Source organism: Novosphingobium sp., from assembly GCF_020852455.1.
Classification (GTDB): Bacteria; Pseudomonadota; Alphaproteobacteria; order Sphingomonadales; family Sphingomonadaceae; genus Novosphingobium.
The window spans coordinates 96,319-116,584 of the sequence record NZ_JADZAT010000031.1 but is presented as its reverse complement, the minus strand read 5'-3'; the positions used below and the strand labels follow the sequence as shown (position 1 = coordinate 116,584).

Below are 20,266 nucleotides of genomic sequence, written 5' to 3'. Positions count from 1 at the left end.
CGCCAAGATGGGCGGTCGTCTGATTTTCGGCTTCGCCGTGACCGAAGCGCTCGGCCTGATCGCGGCCGTCGTCGCGCTGGCTCTGGCGTTCAGCTGAGCCCATTTCGGCCCAAGGCGCGCGTGGGTTGTATAGCCCCCGCGCGCCGGGCTGTTTCAATTTAGCAGGCAGGGAACGCGATGCCTCAGTTTGATTTCGGACATGTCTTCTGGTCGCAGATTGCGTGGCTGGCAGTTACGTTCGTGGTGCTTTATTTCGGCATTGTCCGCATGACCCTGCCCAAGCTGGGCAAGGTGATGGACGCGCGCGAAACTTCGATTTCGGGCGATCTGGCCGCAGCCAAGGCTGCTAAGGAAGGCGCTGACGCGGTCGATGAAGCCTACCACGCCGAAATGAACCAGTCGCGGGAAGCCGCGCGCAGCGCGATTGCCGAAGCCAAGGCTGCGGCCGCCAAATCGACTGAAGCCAAACTCGCTGATGCTGGTGCCAAGGCCGATGCGTCTTTGGCTGCTGCCGAAGCGCGGATTGCCAAGGCTGTGACCAAGGCTGAAGGCGAAATCGCCGATGCTGCAGCCAGCAGCGCCCAGGCCATTGTTGCCAAGCTGACCGGGACCGAGCCCAAGCTCGAAGCCGCAAAAGCTTCGGTTGCGGCGCTGAACTGAGGGGACCTGACATGACCGCATTCATCAGCCTCCTTGCTGCCGCTGCCGAACATGGCGCCGAACACGGCGAACACGCCGAAGCCACCTTGATGGGGCTGGGCGCCGAAGGCTGGGTCTACACCGGCGTTACGCTGTTCTTCCTGATCGCAATTTTTGGCGTCAAGGCACACCGCCAGGTGCTGAGCGCGCTTGACGCCCAGATAGCCGAAACCCGCAAGTCACTCGATGAAGCCAAAGCCGTCCGCGCCGAAGCTGAAACGCTGCTGGCAGGGGCCAAGGCGCAGCAGGCTGCTGCCGCCAAGGAAGCCAAAGGCATCGTAGCCCACGCCGCGCACGAAGCCGAAGCGATTGTCGCCAAAGCTGAAGCCGATGCTGCAGAGCTGGTCGCCCGCCGCGAAAAGATGGCTGAGGACAAGATTTCGGCCGCCGAACGCGCCGCCGTTGAAGGCCTGCGTGCCAAGGCTGCCGCTGCTGCCACCGGCGCCGCCCGCAACCTGATCGCCGCGAACCACTCGGCCAAGGCTGACAAGTCGCTGGTCGACGAGGCGATTGCCGGGCTCTGATTTCGAAATACCGAGCTGGAGAGGGGAAGGGCGGTCTTCGGGCCGCCCTTTTCCTATTCCTCCCCACGGGGGCAAGGAATTACGGCTCCAGCACTACCTTCCCCACCACCTCACGCCGTTGCATCGCCTCATAGGCCTCGCGCCAGCACTCCAGCGGTAGCACGCGGTCGATATGCGGGCTGAGCCGGCCATCGGCGGCCAGAGTCGCCACGGCTTCGCGGATCGCCCGGCCGCGCTCAGGGAAGCGCCGGGCATATTCGCCTGCGCGTACGCCCACGACTGAAAAGCCCTTGATCAGCGGGATGTTGGTGGAAATCTCTGCAATCCGGCCGCCGGCAAAGCCGATCACCAGCAGCTTGCCGCCAAAGGCCACACAGCGGGTGCTTTCATCGAAAATGTCGCCGCCAACCGGATCATAGACCAGATCACACAGCTTGCCCCCGGTCAGCTCGGCCACAGCCTCGCGAATGCGGCCCTCAGCCATGATCACGGCATCGGCTTGGCAGGCGGCGCGCAGGGCTTTAAGCTTGGCCGGTGATCCGGTTGTGGCGATCACGTGCGCGCCCAGCCGCTTGGCCAGTTCCACCGCCGCCAGGCCCACGCCGCCGCTGGCACCGTGCACCAGCACCCATTGCCCGGCCTGCAAGCCGCCAATTTCAACCAGTGCGGTATAGGCCGTGCCATAGGCCGCACCCAGCGCCGCCGCTGCGGGAAAGCCGATGCCGTGCGGCATGCGGCTGAGCGCACGGGCGGGGACTGCGGCATATTCGGCAAAACCGCCGGTCTTGTTGCCGCCATAGACGGTGTCGCCGGGCGCATAGCCACTGTCCGGATCGGCCTCTACCACTTCACCGGCAAATTCGAGCCCGGCGACGAAAGGCAGCTCGGGTTTGAACTGGTACTCTCCGCGGGTCATCAGCAGGTCGGGAAAGTTCAGCGATGCGGCGCGGATCCTGACCAGCACCTCTCCCGACTGGCGCTGTGGCATGGGCACATCGGCCAGATCTACCCCGGAGAGGTCGGGGGAAAGGGTTTTGACCGTGAGGGCTTTCATTGGATCAGAACGTATCCTTCGCCGCCCTGAGCGCGGCAAAGGTTGCCACCGCATCGCCGATCTGTCCGCCGTGATTTGCCCAGCGCGCCTGCATGGCCGGGTCATCAGCGCGCAGGAAGGGGTTGGTGGCCAGTTCGCGGCTCAGCGTGGTCGGCACGGTCGGCTTGCCGGCGGCGCGGACCTTGCCGATGTGCGCGGCATAGTCGTGCAGTTTGGCATTGTCAGGATCGGCGTGGAGCGCAAAGCGCAGGTTGCTTTCGGTATATTCGTGCGCGCAGTAGAGCATTGTCGCGGCGGGCAGGGCCTTGATCCGGCACAGGCTGGCCCAGAACTGGTCGGGTGTGCCTTCGAACATCCGCCCGCAGCCCAGCGCAAACACCGCATCGCCAACGAAGGCCATTTCGGCCTTGGGCAGATAGTAGGCCACATGCCCATTGGTGTGACCCGACACGTCGATCACCTGCACTTGCCAGTCACCCAGCTGGACCACATCGCCGTGGCCCACCACCCGGTCGGGCGCGGTGCCCAGCTTGTCCACTTCCTGCGGGCCGATCACCTCGCAATGCGCCGCCGCCTTGATCGCGGCATTGCCCCCGGCATGGTCGGGGTGCCAGTGCGTGTTCCATACCTGGCTGATCTGCCAGTGATGCAGGCCGGCTTCGCGCAGGTAGGCATCGGCATCGGGGGTATCGATGCAGGCAGTCTCGCCGCTGGCGGGATCGTGCAGCAGGTAGCCGTAGTTATCGCTGAGGCAGGCGAACTGGTGAACTTCGAGCATGGGGGTCTCCTGCAGATACCTTAGCGCGATTGGGCGGAGTTTAAAGGGCTCACGCGGAGGCGCAGAGACGCGGAGAAGAAGTGGAGAAAAGAAGTTCACGCAAAGGCGCAAAGAGAAGAAAGGCGCGAAGATGTCGTGTGTGCCGAAGGCACCATTTCTGGAAATGGCCTCAGCTTATCCGCAAGGTTGCATGAAAAAGCGGCTTTGCCGCAAGCGCAACCCCTTGGCGCCTTCCTTCTCTTTGCGCCTTTGCGTGAACCCACTTACTTCTTCTCCGCGTCTCCGCGTCTCCGCGCCTCCGCGTGAACCCCAAAAAGCAAAAGCCCGCCCGGATCGCTCCGGACGGGCCTTTGTTGGTTAGCCTGAGGGCTGGGAAGGAGCTTAGTCCTTCTTGGCCTTCAGTGCGGCGCCCAGGATGTCGCCCAGCGAAGCGCCGGCATCCGACGAACCGTACTGTTCCACCGCTTCCTTCTCTTCGTGGAGCTGACGCGCCTTGATCGAGAAGTTGGGCTTCTTCGAACGGTCGAAGCCGGTGACCATCGCGTCGATCTTCTGGCCAACCTGGAAGCGGTCCGGACGCTGTTCGTCGCGGTCGCGGCCCAGGTCGCTGCGCTTGATGAAGCCGGTGGCGCCATCGTCGCCAGCCTGAACCTCGAGGCCGCCGTCGCGCACTTCGAGAACGGTGACGGTGACGACTTCGTTCTTCTTCAGGCCCGACGAGGCAGCAGCCACGCCAGCAGCCGGAGCGCCCTTTTCGAGCTGCTTCATGCCGAGCGAGATGCGTTCCTTGTCAACATCGACGTCAAGCACGATGGCCGAAACCTGCTCACCCTTGCGGTGTAGCGCCAGCGCGTCTTCGCCCGAGATGCCCCAGGCGATATCCGACATGTGGACCATGCCGTCGACATCGCCATCCAGCCCGATGAACAGGCCGAATTCGGTGGCGTTCTTGACTTCGCCTTCCACGGTCGAGCCGACCGGGTGCTTTTCGGCGAAAGCTTCCCAGGGGTTCTGCTGGGCCTGCTTGAGGCCAAGCGAGATGCGGCGCTTGTCGCTGTCGACTTCCAGCACCAGCACGTCGACTTCCTGCGAAGTGCTGACGATCTTGCCGGGGTGGACGTTCTTCTTGGTCCAGCTCATTTCCGAAACGTGGACTAGGCCTTCGATGCCCGATTCCAGTTCGACGAAGGCGCCGTATTCGGTGATGTTGGTCACTACGCCGCGCAGCTTGGCGCCGACCGGGTACTTGGCGGCAACGCCTTCCCACGGATCCGATTCCAGCTGCTTCATGCCGAGCGAGATGCGCTGGGTGTCCTGGTTGATGCGGATGATCTGGACCTTCACGGTGTCACCGATGTTGATGACTTCGTTCGGGTGGTTGACCCGCTTGTAGCTCATGTCGGTGACGTGGAGCAGGCCGTCGATGCCGCCCAGGTCCACGAAGGCGCCGTAATCGGTGATGTTCTTGACCACACCGTCGATGATCTGGCCTTCGGCCAGGCCCGAGATCAGGCCCGAACGCTGTTCGGCGCGGGTTTCTTCGAGCACCGCACGACGCGAAACGACGATGTTGCCGCGGCGGCGATCCATCTTGAGGATCTGGAACGGCTGCGGGATATCCATCAGCGGCTGCACATCGCGAACCGGGCGGATATCGACCTGCGAGCCGGGCAGGAAGGCCACGGCGCCGTCGAGATCGACGGTGAAGCCACCCTTGACGCGGCCGAAGATCACGCCGTCAACGCGCTTGCCTTCGCCGAATTCGCTTTCCAGCTTGTCCCAGGCGGCTTCGCGGCGGGCGCGGTCGCGGCTGAGCATCGCTTCGCCATCGGCGTTTTCAACGCGATCGACGAACACTTCGACTTCATCGCCGACCGACAGGCCATGCGGCTGACCCGCCATGGCAAATTCCTTGAGGGGGACGCGGCCTTCGCTCTTGAGGCCGACGTCGATCACCGCCTTGTCGTTTTCGATCGCGGTGATGGTGCCCTTGACCACGCGGCCTTCAAAGCCACCGTCGGCAGCGCCGCCGAGCGTTTCGTCAAGGAGAGCCGCGAAATCATCGCGGGTGGGGTTGGCAGAACTTGCCATAGGGTAGAGTTTCCTCTTATCGATGTTTCCGGCCAAGCGGTTGTATCCGCTGGTCTTTTCTCCAGGCCGGCGGGATTGCCGGGCTGGGCCAAAAGGGCCGATTTGCCGTGGTGGCCGAATGCCTGCCACAGCGTCTTTCAAGCCAGGGGCTGTCGGGACCGGCGCCCCTTAGGCTCGCGGGGGGCGAAATGCAAGGAATTCCTTGGCCGGCGCGCGCCGATCAGACCCCGTCGATCTGCCGCAGCAGGGCCAGCGAACGCGGCAGCGCCAGCCCGCCAAAGCGCGCGTCGATCCGCAGCAGGTCCTTGCGCGCCTGGGCACGATCACCCCTGGCGATCAGCGCGGCCACCGCATCAAGCTCGGCAGCGATCCGGGTGTCGAGTTCGCTCCGGCACTTCTGGCTGGCCGGATCGAGCCTGGGCGGCGCGCCGTCCAGCGCATTGAGTGCGCGCAGCAACCAGCCGGAATCGACCAGCTCGTGCCCCAGGCCGGGGACCGACAGCTTGGCGGCGGTCCGAGCGCAGGCCCGGCGGATCGACGCGGCGGCGCTATCGGCCAGGCGCACGTTGATCTCGTCCCGGGCACCGGTCACGAAGACGATCCGGCTGTTGGCCCGAAACCGGTCGAACAGCTGGGCCGAAGGGAAGGTGAAGCCATCCTCGCCCACCGGATCGGCCCCGGCCAGCAGCAAGGCCCCGGCGAAGAGGTCGGGATAGCCGACCGCCAGCTTGAACGCGACTTTCGACCCGCCCGAAAAGCCCCCGACATAGACCCGCGCGGGATCAACCGGATAGCGCGCCTTGACGTTGATCGCGGCCAGCATGGCCAGCGGATCGCGGCGGCCCAGCACCGGCTCAGCGTTTCCGCTGCGCGCGGCGGTGACCATGATGATCCCCTTGCGGTCCAGCACCCCGCGCCAGGCCGGGGGGATCTGTGCGCCCTGCCAAGGCGGCACGAAGACCAGCAGGCCGTAACCGGCGGCGGGTCTTTGCGCCGGCACGAAGATCCGGAAGCTTTCGGCGGCCAGTTCGACCGGCTGGTCGCGGAACACCTGCCGGCGCCTGGCCAGATCGCGAAAGGTCTGATCGACCTCCAGCGGCGGCATCAGCCGCTGCGCCAGCACCTGGTTGGAGGACAGCGGATCATAGCGATCGAAGCTGATCTCGCGCTCCTCGCCCGGCGGCGGGCTGGCGGCCAGGACAAGCGCGGCCAGGACGGCGCGGGCGATCCGGCGCATCGGATCAGATCGGCGGGCGATAATCGGCCCGCTTCAGCGTCAGCATGTAGGCGGTCAGGTCATCGACCTTTTTGGGATCGACCTCGAACGCCATCTGTCCCGGGAAATTGTGCGAATCCCTCAGGAAAGTCTCCAGCGTCCGCGCGGTCAGCCCCTTGGTGTTGACCACCGCTTCGAACGGCGGGCTTTCGGGATTGGGCGAGGTGGCATTGGCGGTGATCGCGTGGCACCCGGCGCAATGCGCCTTGGCAAAGGCATAGCCGCCCGCTTCCTGCTCGGTCAGCTCGATCACCTGCCGGGGTGGGACGGTTTGGCAGGCGGCAAGGGCGGCAGTGCCAAGGGCGAGGGGCAGGAACTTGTGCATGGCTTGTCCTACCATCGAGAGCCCGGCCGGGGCAACCGGATCAGGGCAGGCGCATCAGGGCAGGCGCATCAGGGCAGGCGCATCAGGGCAGGGCGATGACCCAGGTCTTGGTCATGGTTTCCTCAACCAGCCATTCGCCGCTGAAGCCGGCCGGGATCACGAATTCATCCCCCGGACCGATCGGGCGCACGGTTCCATCGGCGGCCACCACTGCGCCTTTGCCCGACAGGATCCGGCAATATTCGTTCTAGTCGTAGGCGATCCGCCAGCGGCCGGGAGTGCAGGTCCATACCCCGGCTGAAAAGCGCCCATCGGGCGATTCGAAGTCGGTTCGCGCGGTTCCAACCGGGCGGCCCGCGAGCAGCCGCTCGTCTGGCGGGCTGGCCGGTTCGGTAATCGGCGCTGCCGGGTCGATCATGCGCATCGCAGGCTAGTCCTTGCTGGTCTGGCGCGCCGCCGCGATCCGGATCGCGGCCGCGATCGCCTCGTCGCGGCCAAGATCGCTGGTGTCGAGCAGCACGGCATCACTGGCGGCGATCAATGGCGCTTCGGCGCGGGTCCGGTCGCGCTGGTCGCGCGCTTCAAGATCGGCGGCAATCTCGGCCAGGCTGACCGCGCGGCCCTGGGCCTGCATTTCCCTGAAGCGGCGCTCGGCCCGGGCGGGGACCGAGGCGACCACGAACAGCTTTACCGCTGCTTCGGGCGCGATCACCGTGCCGATATCGCGCCCATCAAGCACCGCGCCGCCCGGCTGCAGGGCAAATTTGCGCTGGCGCTCATACAGCGCCTGGCGCACGTCCGGGTGAACCGAAACCCGGCTGGCCAGGCCGCCGCTGGCTTCGCTGCGCAGTTCGGGATCATCGAGCAGGCTGTCAGGAAAGTCGCAGGCGGCCAGCGCGTCGAGCGGATCGTCGGCATTGCCGTGGCTGAGCGCGCACTGCCGCCCGACTGCGCGATAGAGCAGCCCGGTATCCAGGTGCGGCAGGCCAAAATGCGCGGCCAGCGCCTTGGCAATGGTGCCCTTGCCCGAGGCGGTGGGGCCGTCAACGGCGATAATCATGACCGGAAACTAGGGCAGTTTGGTTCGGCCCGTCAAATCCCGCCGACCTGGTAGAGGTCGGCGCGGAGCAGCTGGTTGGCGCTGCCGAACAGCAATTTGACCCTGATTTTCGAGAATTCGTAAGTGCAGGAGGCAATCCCGTCGCCTTCGCCGGCGGCACCTGCCTCCAGGCAGCCAGGTTCTGCCCCCAGCAGATGACGGCTGGCATTCTTGAGCACGGTGGCCCGGTCACGGGCCGTGCCGATCCCCAGCGCCGCAATCGGGCGACCGGCAAAGTCCTCGGCAACCACAGCCTTGGACATCAGCATGTTGTCGGCATCCAGATAGTGCAGCACGCCATCAGGATCGCGCCACACGCAGCCGTCGCCGGATTTGGCGCAGTCCGCGTCAACCAGTGTGAAGCCCTGCTTCCGAAGGCCCAGCGCCTCTTCACCCAGCAGGTAGGCGGAAAAGCTGGTATCGGCCCGCTCTTCGATTTCATCGGTGCGGATCGGGCGGCCCACATCTTCGCTGTCGGCAGCGTCCGCGGCTTGCGCTGCGACGCCGGGCTGGCTGGTGGCGATCAGTGCTGCGGAAAGCAGGAAAGTTGCCGCAAGCCTTTTGGTATCCATGGATGCACCCCTATCGTCATGATCCGATCATCCGCTTTCACGCGGCGGCGGCTTTACCCTTGCTGAATGGCCGGGCCTTCACGCCGCGCCGATGCGGAAGGTCAGGATTAAGACCCTTTGGTCTGGTCGATCCGCTGTTTCAGCCGTTCCCGCCCAATCCTTGGCGCATAGTCCCAGCGCAGCCAGACCATGAACGAGGCCACCACCAGGAAGGCGGCGGCCAGTCCCAGTCGCGCAGGGCTGACTGCGGGGAAGCCGTTGTAACCCCAGACAGCGAGCGATGCGGCCGCCATCAGGGCAAAAGTCCACAGCAGTTGCCGGTTCATTGCGTTGCTCCATCCAGTAGGGCTTCGAACTGCGGAAAGCTCGTGGCGATCGGGCGGGTGTCGTCCACCTCCACCCCGTCTTTGCTGGCCAGGCCGGCCACCGCCATGCTCATCGCAATGCGGTGATCGAGGTGGGTCTTGACCCGCGAATTGGCGCTGCCGCGCAAGGGCGCGCCTCCGCTGCCGTGGATGGTCAGGCCGTCCTCGGTTTCAGTCACGCTGGCCCCGGCGCCGGTCAGTGCGGCGGCCATTACCGAAATGCGGTCCGATTCCTTGACGCGCAGCTCCTCCAGGCCCGTGCAGACCGTGGTCCCCTCGGCCAGCGCGGCGGCGACGAACAGCACCGGGAATTCATCGACCATGCTGGGCACCACGGCCGGATCGACCGCGATCCCCTTGAGCGGCGAGTGCCGGACCAGCAGGTCGGCCACCGGCTCGCCGCCGACTTCGCGCGGGTTCACTTCCGTGATGCTGCCGCCCATCTGGCGTAGCACGTGGACCAGCCCGGCGCGGGTGGGGTTGAGCCCGACATTGCGGATCAGCAGCTCGCTGTCCGGCACCACCAGCGCCGCGACCATGAAGAAGGCGGCAGAGCTGGGATCGCCGGGCACTTCGATCACCTGCGGGCGCAGCTCGGCCTCGCCGCGAACGCGGATCACGCGCTCGCCGCCGATCTCCTCGACGTCCAGTTCGGCCCCGAAACCGCGCAGCATGCGTTCGCTATGGTCGCGGGTCGGCACCGGTTCGATCACCGTGGTGATCCCCGGCGTGTTGAGCCCGGCCAGCAGCACTGCGCTTTTCACCTGGGCCGAGGCGACCGGCAGGCGGTATTCGATCGGCACGGCGGGATTGGCGCCGCGCACGGTCAGCGGCAGGCGGCCGCCTTCGGATGCTTCGAACGCCGCGCCCATCTGGCTGAGCGGTTCGATCACCCGGCCCATCGGCCGCTTGGACAGGCTGGCATCGCCGAAGAAGCGCGTTTCGATCGCGTGGGTCGCGACCAGGCCCATCAGCAGCCGGGTTGAAGTGCCGGAATTGCCCATGTCGAGCGGCGCTTCGGGCTGCAGCAGCGCGCCCACACCGACGCCAAGGACCGACCAGGCGCCTTCGCCGGTGCGTTCGACTTGCGCCCCCATCGCCCGCATCGCCGCGGCGGTGGCCAGCACGTCCTCGCCCTCAAGCAGGCCGGTGACCCGGGTTTCGCCCACCGCCAGCGCGCCCAGCATGATCGAGCGATGGCTGATCGACTTGTCACCGGGCACGCGAATCTCGCCCTTCAGCGGGCCCGAGGGCATGAACCGGCGCGGGGTGGGGGCAGAGTTTGCAGGGGCTGACACGTGCGGGCTTTCGGTGAAAATGCGCGCGGCTTTTGACAGCGCCTTCGCGCTATGGCAAGGCGCGCCCGCGCTGGGACTGGCGCAATGCGCTCCCAATACGTATTTAGCGATTTTTCGCGGCCCCACCGGGGCGGCGCTAGTGAGGAATTGTATGGTCAAGGCTGAATGGGGCGCCAAGCACGGCTGCCCGAAATGCGGCACCCGCTTTTACGATCTGGGCAAGGGCGATCCCGTCACTTGCATCGAATGCGGCTATGCCTGGCATCCCGATCCGGTGCTCAAGTCGAAGCAGCCGATTCCCTATGAAGAAATTCAGAAGGAAAAGGCCGAAGTGGTTGAGGATGCCGATCTGGCCGACAGCGATCTGGATATCGATGAAGACGGCGATTCGCCGGACAACGACGTCGATCTGGGCGGCGATGACGACCTTGGGGTCGGCGTCGATGCCGATGGTGACGGCGACGACAATTAGGGTCTTGCCATTCGCGAAGGCCGCCACTAGAGGGGCGGCCTCTCGCGGATGAAGCGAGGGTGGTTGGCCTCCCAGGGCTGGCCGAATGGATTGGTAAGGGGCCTTAGCTCAGCTGGGAGAGCGCCTGCATGGCATGCAGGAGGTCAGCGGTTCGATCCCGCTAGGCTCCACCATTCCGGACGATTTGAGTACCTGATTTACACGCTGGTTGACGAGGTTTCGTCCACCGGCGTTTTTCGCGTTTTGGAGTAGTTAGGCGAATGTTCGACGCACTGTCCGATCGGCTCGGCAATGTCTTCGACCGGCTCAAGGGGCGCGGCGCGCTCAAGGAGCAGGACGTTCGCGATGCCATGCGCGAAGTACGCATCGCGCTGCTGGAAGCCGACGTTGCGCTGCCGGTGGTCCGCCGCTTCATCGACCAGGTAACCGAAGCTTCCGTGGGGCAGAACGTGCTGCGCTCGGTCACGCCGGGCCAGCAGGTCGTCAAGATCGTCAACGATGCGCTGGTCGAGATGCTGGGCGGCGATTCGCCCGCCGAGCTGGACCTTGCCGCCACCCCGCCGGTGGTGATCATGATGGTCGGCCTGCAGGGTTCGGGCAAGACCACCACCACCGCCAAGCTGGGCAAGCTGCTCAAGGAAAAGCAGGGCAAGAAGGTGCTGATGGCGTCGCTCGACGTCAATCGCCCCGCTGCCCAGGAACAGCTGCGCGTGCTGGGCGAACAGGTCGAGGTGGCGACGCTGCCGATCATTGCCGGCCAGCAACCGACCGAGATCGCGACCCGCGCGCTGCAATCGGCCAAGCTGCAGGCGGTCGATGTCCTGCTGCTCGATACCGCGGGCCGGCTCCACGTCGATCAGCAGCTGATGGACGAAATGCAGGCCGTGGCCGGCATTTCGGCGCCCAAGGAAGTGCTGCTGGTGGTCGATTCGCTGACCGGCCAGGATGCAGTCAACGTGGCGCAGGCCTTTACCGCGCAGGTCCCGCTGACCGGCGTGGTGCTGACCCGGATGGACGGCGATGCGCGCGGCGGTGCGGCGCTGTCGATGCGCGCGGTCACCGGCAAGCCGATCAAGTTCGCCGGTACCGGTGAAAAGCTTGATGCGCTGGAACGCTTTGACCCCTCGCGGGTCGCCGGGCGGATTCTGGGCATGGGCGATGTCGTCTCGATCGTCGAGCGCGCCGCCCAGGCGATCGAGCAGGAAGATGCCGAGCGCATGGCCGAACGCATGGCCAAGGGCCAGTTCGACATGAACGACATGGCCGGCCAGTTCCGCAACATGCGCAAGATGGGCGGGATCGGCGCGCTGGCCGGGATGCTGCCGGGGATGAAGAAGGCCAAGGCGGCGATGGACGCCAGCGGCATGGACGACAAGGTGCTGATCCACCTTGAGGCGCTGATCGGCTCGATGACCCCCAAAGAACGCGCGCGGCCCGAACTGCTCAACGCCAAGCGCAAGATCCGGATCGCCAAGGGCGCGGGCCTGCAGGTGCAGGACGTCAACCGCCTGCTCAAGATGCACCAGGAAATGGCCGGGGCGATGAAGAAGCTGAAGAAGATGGGCGGGCTCAAAGGCCTGGCGCGCATGTTCGGCGGCGGCGGCGGAATGGGCGGCGCCGGCGGCCTGCCGGGACTTGGCGGGGGCGGCGGACTGCCGGGCCTGGGTGGTCCGGGACAGGGCGGCTTGCCCTCCAACCTCAATGATTTGCTCAAAAAGTAGTTTTCAATTGTTTATCTGTTTTGTTTGAAAGGTAGTTCAAATGTCTGTTTCTCTTCGTCTTTCGCGTGGTGGCTCGAAGAAGCGCCCGTATTACAAGGTCGTCGTCGCCAGCAGCCGCAGCCCGCGCGACGGCAAGTACCTGGAGCAGGTCGGCACCTACAACCCGCTGCTGGCCAAGGACGATGAAAACCGCGTCCGTCTGGTCGAAGACCGCGTCCGCTATTGGCTGGGCGTCGGCGCGCAGCCGACCGACCGCGTTGCCCGCATGCTCGACAAGGCCGGGATCAAGGAACGCGCCGCGACCGTGAACCCGAAGAAGGGTGAACCGGGCCAGAAGGCCAAGGACCGCGCCGAAGAAAAGGCTGACAAGGCCCGCGAAGCTGAAGAAGCCGCCAAGGAAGCCGCGGAAGCTGCTGCCGCTGCTGCTGCCGCCCCCGTGGTTGAAGAAGCTGCTGCTGAAGAACCCGCTGCCGAAGCTCCGGCTGCCGAGGAAGCCGTGGCCGAAGAAGCCCCGGCCGCTGAAGAAGCACCTGCCGCTGAAGCAGCCGCTCCGGCTGAAGAAGCTGCCGCCGAGGAAGCTCCGGCTGCTGAAGCCGGTGAAGCACAGGCCGAAGGCTAAGCCTTGGCTACCGATCGCCCCGTCACGCTGGCCGCCATCACCGGCGCGCACGGCGTGAGCGGGGAGGTCCGGCTCAAGCTGTTCGGTGAAGGCGTGGAATCGCTCCGGCGGTTCCGCGCCTTCAACGATTCCAGCCTGACGCTCAGCAAGCTCAAGGACGATGGCAAGGGCGGGGCGATCGCCCGCTTTGCCGAAGTGACCGACCGCACCGCAGCCGAAAGGCTGCGCGGCACCGCGCTCACCGTCCCCCGAGCCGCCCTGCCGCCGCTGGGCGAGGGCGAATACTATCACACCGACCTGCTCGGCCTGGCCGCAGTCTCGACCGAAGGCGAGGTGCTCGGTACCTGCGTCGCGGTCGAAAACTTCGGCGCGGGCGACGTGATCGAGATCGAGCGCCCGGCCGCAGATGGTAAGCCGGGCAAGAAATTCATGGTGCCGATGCGGATCGAGGCCGTACCCGAATGGGATGGCGAACGGATCGTGATTACTGCGGTGTTTGCCGAACAGGACTGAGCGGCTAGTCTGCGGCGATGCTCGCAATCATTTACCTATTCATCCTGGTCCTGCTTCCTGCAGCGATTGCCTTCATACTGGCGTCGACCTTGCCCAGGCTGTTTCCCGAAATGTCCCACCGATCGCAAACTTTCAGCGCGGCCGGGGCTGCAGGTTGCCTGCCGATGGCCTTGCCAATGATCGGATTGGTGATCGGTGCGTCTTATGGCGGCTTCGATGCCAGCTTGCTGATACCTGTGGCGGCGCTGTTGGTGGTGGCGCTGATCATCGCCCTGGTAATCGGTTTGCCGGTGGCGATGCTGGCGCAGCGGGGCAAGGGCGCCCCGCCTGATAGCGCTGATTTTGACTAGGCTGGTGATTTTAGCAAACGCTCCAGCTCTTTCCCGAACTGTTTCAGGTCGAAATTCTGCGGATCGTCGTGGGCGTCGGGGATCGTTGTATCGACGGTGTTGTGCTGCGCCGGGATCAGCCAGCGTCCGGCCCGCGCGCTGACATAGATGTAGAGCGCGGCCAATTGGCGGTACTGCTGCTTGGTAAAGCCGGGCCTGGGGCCATGGGTAAAGGCGCGCGAGGTGGCGCCGGGCAGGAAGCGGCGCGGCTGGACGGTTTCGATATGGACCATCCGCCCGCGTGCCCGCGACCCCACGACGCGGCTTTCCAGCTTGGTCGCGCGCCAGGGTTCCTGGAATTCGTGGCCGGCCCAGATCTGCCCGACCCGGTTCAGGAAGATGTGCGCGACCGGTGCCTTGGCGAAGGTCTGGTTCATGTATGGCGTGAAATCGTTGACCGTCAGGTTCCGGTTGAGGTTCTGGGGGAAGCGATCGTGCTTGTAGAACGGGTGACTGGTGTCGTGGATCACGAAATAGAGCAGCGGCAGGCCTTCCTCGGTCTGTGAAACCGGAGCCTGGGCATATTGCGCGGCATAGCTGCGATAGGGTTCAGGGAAAGCGGCGATTGCTGCGGCCTGCTGATCAGCGCTGGGCGCGCCGCCCTGGGTCATCAGGCGGACGATCACCGGCGGCAGCGGCTGGGCCTTGCGCACCGCGCCCAGCTCGACCTTGCGCAGCAGGCAGGTGGCCTGTTCCAGCGGGGTGCCGGCAAAGGTCAGCGTTTCGCGGCTGAAGCGGCATTCACCGATGTCCTCGGCCAATGCTGGCAGGGCCAGGGCCGAACCAAGGATCAATGTCAGGAAAATCCGCCGTACCATCGCCCAAGCTTTGCAACGTCGGGCCCTGCAAGCAATAGAACATTTGCGCAAAACAGCGGATTCTGGGAAAGGCCGCGCCGATGACCTTTCGCGCCACCGTTCTGACGCTCTATCCCGAGATGTTCCCCGGGCCGCTGGGCCTGAGCCTGGCCGGCCGTGCGCGCGAGGAGGGCAAGTGGAGCCTCGACACCGTCCAGATCCGCGATTTCGCGATCGACAAGCACAAGACTGTCGACGACACGCCCGCCGGTGGCGGGGCCGGAATGGTGCTGCGGGTCGATGTGCTGGCCGCCGCGATCGACCATGCCCGCGCGGCCAATCCGGATGCTCCGGTGCTGGCCATGACCCCGCGCGGCAAGCCGTTGTCGCAGGCCCGCGTGCGCGAACTGGCGGCGGGGCCGGGGGCAATCGTGCTGTGCGGCCGGTTCGAAGGGTTCGACGAGCGGATTTTCGCTGGACGCGGCGTGGAAGAGGTCTCGGTCGGTGACATCGTGCTGTCGGGCGGAGAGCCGGCGGCGATCATGCTGCTTGACGCTTGCATTCGCCTGCTTCCCGGCGTAATGGGCGCCGCTTCAAGTGGGACCGAAGAGTCGTTCGAGAACGGCCTTTTGGAATATCCCCACTATACCCGACCCCAGGAATGGGAAGGGCGCACGATCCCTGAAGTGCTGCGATCGGGGGATCATGCGAAGATCGCGAACTGGCGCAAGAGCCAGTCAGAGATCGATACACGGTTACGCAGGCCGGATCTTTGGGAGCGTCACTCCGGCGCTCGGGTCCAGTCTGCCTCTGGCGCGCAGGCGAAGAAGAAGGACTGAGGACCAGTGAACCTGATCCAGCAGATCGAGGCCGAGGAAGTAGCCAAGGCCGGCAAGACCATCCCCGAATTCCGTCCCGGTGACACCGTGCGCGTTGGCGTGAAGGTGATCGAAGGCGAACGCAGCCGTGTGCAGGCCTATGAAGGCGTCTGCATCGCGCGTGCGAACAAGGGGATCTCCAGCAATTTCACCGTCCGCAAGATGAGCTTTGGCGAAGGCGTGGAACGCGTATTCCCGATCTATTCGCCCAACATCGACAGCATCACCGTGGTCCGCAAGGGCGTGGTGCGCCGGGCGAAGCTCTATTACCTGCGTGGCCGCACCGGCAAGCGCGCGCGTATCGCCGAACGCCGCGACGTTCGCAGCGACGCCTAAGCGCTTCATTGCCGCAAGGTTTCAGGGGGCTCCGACCTTGGTCGGGGCCCCTTTTGTGTTGGGAAGCCCTGGCGGACCTGCCGCGTTGCGGCTTTTGGTCAGGATGATATCACTCCGGCACCAAAGCGTGCGGGAGAGACTTCGATGACAGCTTCGCCGGCTGCGAGCCGACCGGTTACGCTTGCGCCTGTGCGCGGCAAGGATCGGATTGCCGTGCTCGATGTGCTGCGCGGGATCGCGATCCTGGGGATCCTGTTCATGAACCTGCCGCCGATGGCGGGCCCGATCAGCGCGTTTATCGGTGATTTCCGGGCAATGGGCTGGGCCCCGCATGATCAGTCTGTCTGGCTGTTCCTGCAGACCTTCTGGGACGGAACCCAGCGCGGCGTGCTGGAATTGTTGTTCGGCGCCGGACTGATGGTGACCGCAGCCAAGGCGATGCACCCCGATGGACCGGTGGAGGTTGCCGATCTCTATATCAGGCGCAACCTGTGGCTGCTGGCATTCGGTCTGTTTGATGTGTTCGGGCTGCTGTGGTTCGGAGATATCCTGCACGTCTATGCGCTCTGCGCGCTGGCGCTGTTTCCGTTTCGCAAGCTGGCCGTGCGTTGGTTGCTGCTGCTGGCGCTGATCGTGCCGACCGCCGATGTGATCAGCGGCGGTGTCGAATATTATCAGCGGGCGGCATTGCAGCAAACCTATCAGGCGGCCATCGCCAATCAGGCTGAAGGACTGCCGGTCAGCCCCGAACAGGCTGCGGCGATCAGCGACTGGAACGAGGAGCTGGACCGGATCAATGGCCGGGACCCGGAAGAGCGCAGACTGGTTCGCGAAGAGCAGCAGGCCCGGGCCGGAAGCTTCGCCGACTATGCGGGGTTCTGGATCGCCACCTACAAATACCTTAGCGGGAATGGGCTGCTGCTGGGCAGTTTGACCGAAGCCTTCTGCACGATGCTGCTGGGCATCGCGCTGTGGAAGCTGGGCTTCATCCAGGGGCAGCGATCGACCAGGGACTATCTGATCGTGCTGGTGCTGGCCTATGGTTTCGGCCTGACCGCCCGCTATTGGGGCGGGCTTGAGCGGATGACCTTCCAGCCAATTCCCAAGACGATCTGGATGACCACCGAATATGCCCGCGTCGCGGTTTCGCTGGGCCATGTTGCGCTGATCAACCTGCTGATGCAGCTGGGCGCTGGCAGGGCGCTGCTGAAGCCGTTCATAGCGGCCGGGCAGATGGCCTTTTCGCTCTATTTCCTGGAACAGTTCATCGGCATCTACGTGATGTATTCGCCGCTGGGCCTGCACCTGCCGGGTGCGCAGGGCTGGGCACATGTCTCGCAGCTGGCCGGGCTGGTCGTGATCGGGCTGCTGGTCTTTGCCAACCTGTGGATGCGCTGGTTTGTCAGCGGACCGCTTGAATGGGTCTGGCGCAGCCTGTCGTACTGCCGCCGCCAGCCCTTTCTTCGCCGCGCGGAGAGCTGACGCCAAAACATTCTAGCGCTGGCAGGCGAAGCCGAACTAAGAAGGCGCGCTCCGGTCAAGGCCGGGGCGCGTTTTCGCCTTTTGGGAGCCGTCTCTTGCCATGCGCCTGCCTGCCGCCCTGCTTTCCGCCTCGGTCCTTTGCGCGTCACCGCTCCACGCCGGAGAACCTCCGGTGAGCGGGACTGAACAACCGGGCGCCCAGCCGCTCTCGATCGAACGCGTTTTTGCCAGCCCCAGCCTGGGCGGAGCGGTGCCGCGCGGGGTGAAGCTTTCACCCGACGGGCGCTGGCTGACCCTGCTGCGTAATCGCGCCGAGGATCGCGAGCGCTATGACCTGTGGGGCTATGACCGGCAGAGCGGGCAGTGGCGGATGCTGGTCGATTCCAAGACCCTGTCGAGCGGCAAGGAACTGTCCGAAGCCGAAAAGATGCAGCGCGAGCGCCAGCGGATCGGCGATCTCAAGGGCGTGGTGACCTATGACTGGAGCGCCGACAGCCAATCGGTGCTGGTGCCGCTGGATGGCGAGCTGTTCCTGGTCCGGCTGGACGGGACCAGCCGCAAGCTGGGCGGCGGGGGCGGCGATCTGCTCAATCCCGGGCTCAGCCCCAAGGGCGGCTATGTCAGCTTTGTGCGCGGGCAGCGGCTGTGGGCGGGGCAGGCGGGTGGCGAGGCCGCGCCGGTCACGCCTGACGAGACCGCCGAAACCGTCCATTGGGGCGAGGCCGAATTCGTCGCGCAGGAAGAAATGGACCGGATGACCGGCTATTGGTGGTCACCCGATGACCGCCGGATCGCGGTCCAGCGGTTCGATGAAGCGCCGGTTGGCGTAGTCACCCGCGCGGCAATCGGGGCCGAGGGGACCAGAACCTTCGCCCAGCGCTATCCGGCGGCGGGCACGCCCAATGCCACGGTGCAGCTGTTCGTGATGAACCCCGATGGCTCGCACCGGGTCGAGGTTGATCTGGGGGCTGACAAGGACATTTACCTGGCCCGGGTTGACTGGGCGCCCGATGGCAAGCTGCTCTACGTCCAGCGCGAGGATCGCGGCCAGACCCGGCTCGATATGCTGGCGGTCGATCCCGCGACCGGCAAGGCGCGGGTGCTGTTCAGCGAACAGGCCGCGCAGGGCAGCTGGATCAACCTGTCCAGCAGCTACAAGTTCCTGAAGGACGGCAGCCTGATCTGGTGGTCCGAACGCGACGGTTTCGGGCACCTCTATCGCTTTGCCAGGGGCCAGTGGCAGCAGCTGACCAAGGGGCATTGGGTGGTGACCGATCTGGTCGGCGTGGATGAAAAGGCCGGGCGGGTCTATTTCACCGCGACGAAGGACGATGTGCTGGCCCAGCAGGTCTATGCGCTCAATCTGGCAAATCCGGCCAAGATCGAGCGGCTCAGCGATCCCGCCTTTACCCATACCGCCGGGATGGACAAGGCCGGGCAGACCCTGCTGGTCACGCGCTCCTCCACCAGCCAGCCGCCGCAAAGCTACATCGCCGATGGCGCGGGCAAGCGGCTGGCCTGGGTTGAGGAAAACCGGCTCGATGCCAGGCATCCCTACACGCCGTTCCTGGCCAGCCATCGCCAGCCCACCTTTGGCACGATCAAGGCGGCGGATGGCAGCGAACTGCACTGGAAGATGATCACCCCGGTGATGGAACCGGGCAAGCGCTATCCGGTGTTCTTCGAACACTACGGCGGTCCGCATTCGCAGCAGGTCACCCGCGGCTGGGGCGGCGGGCTGGAACAGGCGATCGTCCAGCGCGGCTATATCTATTTCAAGCTCGACAACCGCGGCAGCGCCAACCGCGGAGTGGCGTTCGAATCACAGATCTATCGCGCGATGGGTTCGGTCGAGGTGGCCGACCAGAAGGCCGGGGCGCTGTTCCTGAAGGGGCTGCCCAATGTCGATGGTGCGCGCATCGCGACCTATGGCTGGTCCTACGGCGGCTATATGACGCTGAAGATGCTGGAGGCCGATCCCGGGCTCTATGCCGCCGGGATCGCCGGCGCGCCGGTCACCAAGTGGGAACTCTACGATACCCATTACACCGAACGCTATCTGGGTGATCCGCGCAAGGTTCCGCAGGTCTATGGACATTCGGGCGCGCTGGATCAGGCGGGTGCGATCAGGGATCCGCTGCTGGTGATCCACGGCATGGCCGATGACAACGTGGTGTTCGAAAACACCTCGATGCTGGCGGCACGGATGCAAGGGCAGGCGGTGCCGTTCGAAATGATGCTCTACCCCGGTCATACCCACAAGGTCGGCGGACCCAAGGTCAGCGTGCACCTGTGGAACACGATCTTTGCCTTCCTCGACCGGGCCATGCCCGCGGGCGAGGGCAAATAGCGATGCTGTCACGCCGGCAGGCGCTGGCGGGCGGGCTGGGCCTGGCGCTGGCCGGATGCAGGCAGGCTGCGGCGCAGGTCCGCACCGCCAGTCCCCGCGCACTGTCGTTGATTGCGGCGGCGCGGCGACAGATCGGCGTGACGCTGGCCTATGACCCGGCCTATACCCGGATCGCCTATCCGCTGGGTGATGTCAGCCGGGCCAAGGGAGTCTGCACCGATGTGGTGATCCGGGCCTATCGCGATGCGCTGGGCATCGACCTGCAGCGCGAAGTGCATCAGGACATGGCGGCACACTTTGCCGCCTATCCGCGCCGCTGGGGGCTGCGCCGGGCGGATCCGAATATCGATCATCGCCGGGTCCCCAACCTTGAAACCTTCTGGACCCGCGCGCGCGGCCGATTGCCGATCCCCGGCGATCCGCGGTCCTGGCAACCGGGTGACCTGTTCACCCTGCTGATCGACGGACGGCTGCCGCACACCGGGATCGTTTCGGACCGGATTGCCGCCAATGGCAACCCGCTGGTGATCCACAACATCGGTGCTGGCACGCGCGAGGAAGACGCGCTGTTCGACTACCGGCTGACCGGGCGCTTTCGCTGGCGGCTGTAACGCGCTAGGGCCGGTGG

Annotated in this window: 23 protein-coding genes, 1 tRNA gene and 1 pseudogene; 13 read left to right on the top strand and 12 right to left on the bottom strand. The window is 65.3% G+C overall.

The annotated features are described in order from the left end of the window. Positions 1-177 precede the first annotated feature (177 nt). Both IT549_RS14440 and IT549_RS14435 read left to right on the top strand, forming a co-directional pair. Complete coding sequence (locus IT549_RS14440; RefSeq protein WP_292974297.1) at positions 178-660, top strand: ATPase; 483 nt, start codon at positions 178-180, stop codon at positions 658-660. An 11-nt stretch (positions 661-671) separates the two neighbouring features. Then, positions 672-1,223 carry a hypothetical protein gene (locus tag IT549_RS14435; RefSeq protein ID WP_292974296.1) on the top strand — a complete coding sequence of 184 codons (552 nt, stop codon included), beginning with the start codon at positions 672-674 and terminating at the stop codon, positions 1,221-1,223. A 79-nt stretch (positions 1,224-1,302) separates the two neighbouring features. Here IT549_RS14435 and IT549_RS14430 read toward each other — a convergent pair whose 3' ends face one another. The 11 genes and pseudogenes from IT549_RS14430 to aroA all read right to left on the bottom strand — a co-directional run bounded on the left by IT549_RS14430 (position 1,303) and on the right by aroA (position 10,039). Next, positions 1,303-2,277, bottom strand: a complete 975-nt coding sequence (locus IT549_RS14430) for an NADPH:quinone oxidoreductase family protein (protein WP_292974294.1) — start codon at positions 2,275-2,277, stop codon at positions 1,303-1,305. Positions 2,278-2,281: 4 nt separating this feature from the next. Next, a complete protein-coding gene (gene gloB / locus IT549_RS14425; RefSeq protein ID WP_292974292.1) occupies positions 2,282-3,055 on the bottom strand; it encodes a hydroxyacylglutathione hydrolase in 774 nt (257 codons plus the stop codon). Positions 3,056-3,436: 381 nt separating this feature from the next. Then, the gene (gene rpsA, locus IT549_RS14420) at positions 3,437-5,146 is read right to left on the bottom strand and encodes a 30S ribosomal protein S1 (protein WP_292974290.1); all 1,710 of its coding nucleotides are present in this window, start codon (positions 5,144-5,146) and stop codon (positions 3,437-3,439) included. 220 nt (positions 5,147-5,366) lie between these two features. Next, the gene (locus IT549_RS14415) at positions 5,367-6,383 is read right to left on the bottom strand and encodes a PHB depolymerase family esterase (RefSeq protein ID WP_292974289.1); all 1,017 of its coding nucleotides are present in this window, start codon (positions 6,381-6,383) and stop codon (positions 5,367-5,369) included. A gap of 4 nt (positions 6,384-6,387) precedes the next feature. Next, positions 6,388-6,747, bottom strand: coding sequence for a c-type cytochrome (locus IT549_RS14410; RefSeq protein WP_292974288.1), 360 nt, complete (start codon positions 6,745-6,747; stop codon positions 6,388-6,390). Positions 6,748-6,829: 82 nt separating this feature from the next. After that, a pseudogene (locus tag IT549_RS14405) lies at positions 6,830-6,982 on the bottom strand (cupin domain-containing protein); the annotation flags it as partial. 12 nt (positions 6,983-6,994) lie between these two features. Next, positions 6,995-7,171: a hypothetical protein gene (locus tag IT549_RS14400; protein WP_292974287.1), complete on the bottom strand. Its 177-nt coding sequence runs from the start codon at positions 7,169-7,171 to the stop codon at positions 6,995-6,997. Positions 7,172-7,177: 6 nt separating this feature from the next. Continuing rightward, the gene (locus IT549_RS14395; protein ID WP_292974286.1) at positions 7,178-7,807 is read right to left on the bottom strand and encodes a d(CMP) kinase; all 630 of its coding nucleotides are present in this window, start codon (positions 7,805-7,807) and stop codon (positions 7,178-7,180) included. A gap of 32 nt (positions 7,808-7,839) precedes the next feature. Continuing rightward, complete coding sequence (locus tag IT549_RS14390; RefSeq protein WP_292974285.1) at positions 7,840-8,418, bottom strand: hypothetical protein; 579 nt, start codon at positions 8,416-8,418, stop codon at positions 7,840-7,842. 107 nt (positions 8,419-8,525) lie between these two features. Next, complete coding sequence (locus tag IT549_RS14385; RefSeq protein ID WP_292974283.1) at positions 8,526-8,744, bottom strand: hypothetical protein; 219 nt, start codon at positions 8,742-8,744, stop codon at positions 8,526-8,528. Further along, complete coding sequence (gene aroA / locus IT549_RS14380) at positions 8,741-10,039, bottom strand: 3-phosphoshikimate 1-carboxyvinyltransferase (RefSeq protein ID WP_292974298.1); 1,299 nt, start codon at positions 10,037-10,039, stop codon at positions 8,741-8,743. The genes IT549_RS14385 and aroA overlap by 4 nt, the downstream gene beginning before the upstream one ends. A gap of 193 nt (positions 10,040-10,232) precedes the next feature. On the opposite strand from aroA, the gene IT549_RS14375 reads away from it, so the two are divergent. The 6 genes from IT549_RS14375 to IT549_RS14350 all read left to right on the top strand — a co-directional run bounded on the left by IT549_RS14375 (position 10,233) and on the right by IT549_RS14350 (position 13,756). Next, on the top strand, positions 10,233-10,553 hold the full coding sequence (locus IT549_RS14375) for an FYDLN acid domain-containing protein (protein ID WP_292974282.1): 321 nt from the start codon (positions 10,233-10,235) through the stop codon (positions 10,551-10,553). Positions 10,554-10,650: 97 nt separating this feature from the next. Further along, positions 10,651-10,726: transfer RNA gene (locus IT549_RS14370), tRNA-Ala, on the top strand. 87 nt (positions 10,727-10,813) lie between these two features. Further along, positions 10,814-12,274, top strand: a complete 1,461-nt coding sequence (ffh, locus tag IT549_RS14365; RefSeq protein WP_292974281.1) for a signal recognition particle protein — start codon at positions 10,814-10,816, stop codon at positions 12,272-12,274. Positions 12,275-12,314: 40 nt separating this feature from the next. Next, positions 12,315-12,893 (top strand): 30S ribosomal protein S16, encoded by a 579-nt coding sequence (rpsP, locus tag IT549_RS14360; protein WP_292974279.1) that lies wholly within the window; start codon positions 12,315-12,317, stop codon positions 12,891-12,893. A 3-nt stretch (positions 12,894-12,896) separates the two neighbouring features. Further along, positions 12,897-13,406 (top strand): ribosome maturation factor RimM, encoded by a 510-nt coding sequence (rimM, locus tag IT549_RS14355; RefSeq protein WP_292974278.1) that lies wholly within the window; start codon positions 12,897-12,899, stop codon positions 13,404-13,406. A gap of 17 nt (positions 13,407-13,423) precedes the next feature. Continuing rightward, positions 13,424-13,756, top strand: coding sequence for a hypothetical protein (locus IT549_RS14350; RefSeq protein WP_292974277.1), 333 nt, complete (start codon positions 13,424-13,426; stop codon positions 13,754-13,756). Here IT549_RS14350 and IT549_RS14345 read toward each other — a convergent pair. Next, a complete protein-coding gene (locus tag IT549_RS14345; RefSeq protein ID WP_292974275.1) occupies positions 13,753-14,613 on the bottom strand; it encodes an N-acetylmuramoyl-L-alanine amidase in 861 nt (286 codons plus the stop codon). The genes IT549_RS14350 and IT549_RS14345 overlap by 4 nt on opposite strands. Positions 14,614-14,693: 80 nt before the next feature. On the opposite strand from IT549_RS14345, the gene trmD reads away from it, so the two are divergent. From trmD to IT549_RS14320, 5 genes are all read left to right on the top strand, one after another. Further along, entirely contained in the window at positions 14,694-15,431 is a 738-nt protein-coding gene (gene trmD / locus IT549_RS14340; protein WP_292974274.1) for a tRNA (guanosine(37)-N1)-methyltransferase TrmD, read from the top strand. Positions 15,432-15,437: 6 nt separating this feature from the next. Beyond that, positions 15,438-15,806: a 50S ribosomal protein L19 gene (rplS, locus tag IT549_RS14335; RefSeq protein WP_292974273.1), complete on the top strand. Its 369-nt coding sequence runs from the start codon at positions 15,438-15,440 to the stop codon at positions 15,804-15,806. 144 nt (positions 15,807-15,950) lie between these two features. Then, positions 15,951-17,288: a DUF418 domain-containing protein gene (locus tag IT549_RS14330; protein ID WP_292974272.1), complete on the top strand. Its 1,338-nt coding sequence runs from the start codon at positions 15,951-15,953 to the stop codon at positions 17,286-17,288. 172 nt (positions 17,289-17,460) lie between these two features. Then, positions 17,461-19,638, top strand: coding sequence for a DPP IV N-terminal domain-containing protein (locus IT549_RS14325; RefSeq protein WP_365777274.1), 2,178 nt, complete (start codon positions 17,461-17,463; stop codon positions 19,636-19,638). A 2-nt stretch (positions 19,639-19,640) separates the two neighbouring features. Further along, positions 19,641-20,249, top strand: coding sequence for a DUF1287 domain-containing protein (locus tag IT549_RS14320; RefSeq protein ID WP_292974270.1), 609 nt, complete (start codon positions 19,641-19,643; stop codon positions 20,247-20,249). The last annotated feature ends 17 nt before the right edge of the window (positions 20,250-20,266 follow it).

Excerpts from the sequence above, each read along its gene's own strand:
- IT549_RS14400 (WP_292974287.1), bottom strand. The coding sequence starts at position 7,171 with ATGCGCATGATCGACCCGGCAGCGCCGATTACCGAACCGGCCAGCCCG.
- IT549_RS14410 (WP_292974288.1), bottom strand. The coding sequence starts at position 6,747 with ATGCACAAGTTCCTGCCCCTCGCCCTTGGCACTGCCGCCCTTGCCGCC.
- aroA (WP_292974298.1), bottom strand. The coding sequence starts at position 10,039 with ATGCCCTCGGGCCCGCTGAAGGGCGAGATTCGCGTGCCCGGTGACAAG.
- rpsP (WP_292974279.1), top strand. The coding sequence starts at position 12,315 with ATGTCTGTTTCTCTTCGTCTTTCGCGTGGTGGCTCGAAGAAGCGCCCG.
- IT549_RS14440 (WP_292974297.1), top strand. The coding sequence starts at position 178 with ATGCCTCAGTTTGATTTCGGACATGTCTTCTGGTCGCAGATTGCGTGG.
- IT549_RS14415 (WP_292974289.1), bottom strand. The coding sequence starts at position 6,383 with ATGCGCCGGATCGCCCGCGCCGTCCTGGCCGCGCTTGTCCTGGCCGCC.
- IT549_RS14395 (WP_292974286.1), bottom strand. The coding sequence starts at position 7,807 with ATGATTATCGCCGTTGACGGCCCCACCGCCTCGGGCAAGGGCACCATT.
- IT549_RS14430 (WP_292974294.1), bottom strand. The coding sequence starts at position 2,277 with ATGAAAGCCCTCACGGTCAAAACCCTTTCCCCCGACCTCTCCGGGGTA.
- trmD (WP_292974274.1), top strand. The coding sequence starts at position 14,694 with ATGACCTTTCGCGCCACCGTTCTGACGCTCTATCCCGAGATGTTCCCC.
- IT549_RS14375 (WP_292974282.1), top strand. The coding sequence starts at position 10,233 with ATGGTCAAGGCTGAATGGGGCGCCAAGCACGGCTGCCCGAAATGCGGC.
- IT549_RS14435 (WP_292974296.1), top strand. The coding sequence starts at position 672 with ATGACCGCATTCATCAGCCTCCTTGCTGCCGCTGCCGAACATGGCGCC.
- ffh (WP_292974281.1), top strand. The coding sequence starts at position 10,814 with ATGTTCGACGCACTGTCCGATCGGCTCGGCAATGTCTTCGACCGGCTC.
- rpsA (WP_292974290.1), bottom strand. The coding sequence starts at position 5,146 with ATGGCAAGTTCTGCCAACCCCACCCGCGATGATTTCGCGGCTCTCCTT.
- IT549_RS14330 (WP_292974272.1), top strand. The coding sequence starts at position 15,951 with ATGACAGCTTCGCCGGCTGCGAGCCGACCGGTTACGCTTGCGCCTGTG.
- IT549_RS14345 (WP_292974275.1), bottom strand. The coding sequence starts at position 14,613 with ATGGTACGGCGGATTTTCCTGACATTGATCCTTGGTTCGGCCCTGGCC.
- IT549_RS14320 (WP_292974270.1), top strand. The coding sequence starts at position 19,641 with ATGCTGTCACGCCGGCAGGCGCTGGCGGGCGGGCTGGGCCTGGCGCTG.
- IT549_RS14385 (WP_292974283.1), bottom strand. The coding sequence starts at position 8,744 with ATGAACCGGCAACTGCTGTGGACTTTTGCCCTGATGGCGGCCGCATCG.
- IT549_RS14350 (WP_292974277.1), top strand. The coding sequence starts at position 13,424 with ATGCTCGCAATCATTTACCTATTCATCCTGGTCCTGCTTCCTGCAGCG.
- IT549_RS14390 (WP_292974285.1), bottom strand. The coding sequence starts at position 8,418 with ATGGATACCAAAAGGCTTGCGGCAACTTTCCTGCTTTCCGCAGCACTG.
- gloB (WP_292974292.1), bottom strand. The coding sequence starts at position 3,055 with ATGCTCGAAGTTCACCAGTTCGCCTGCCTCAGCGATAACTACGGCTAC.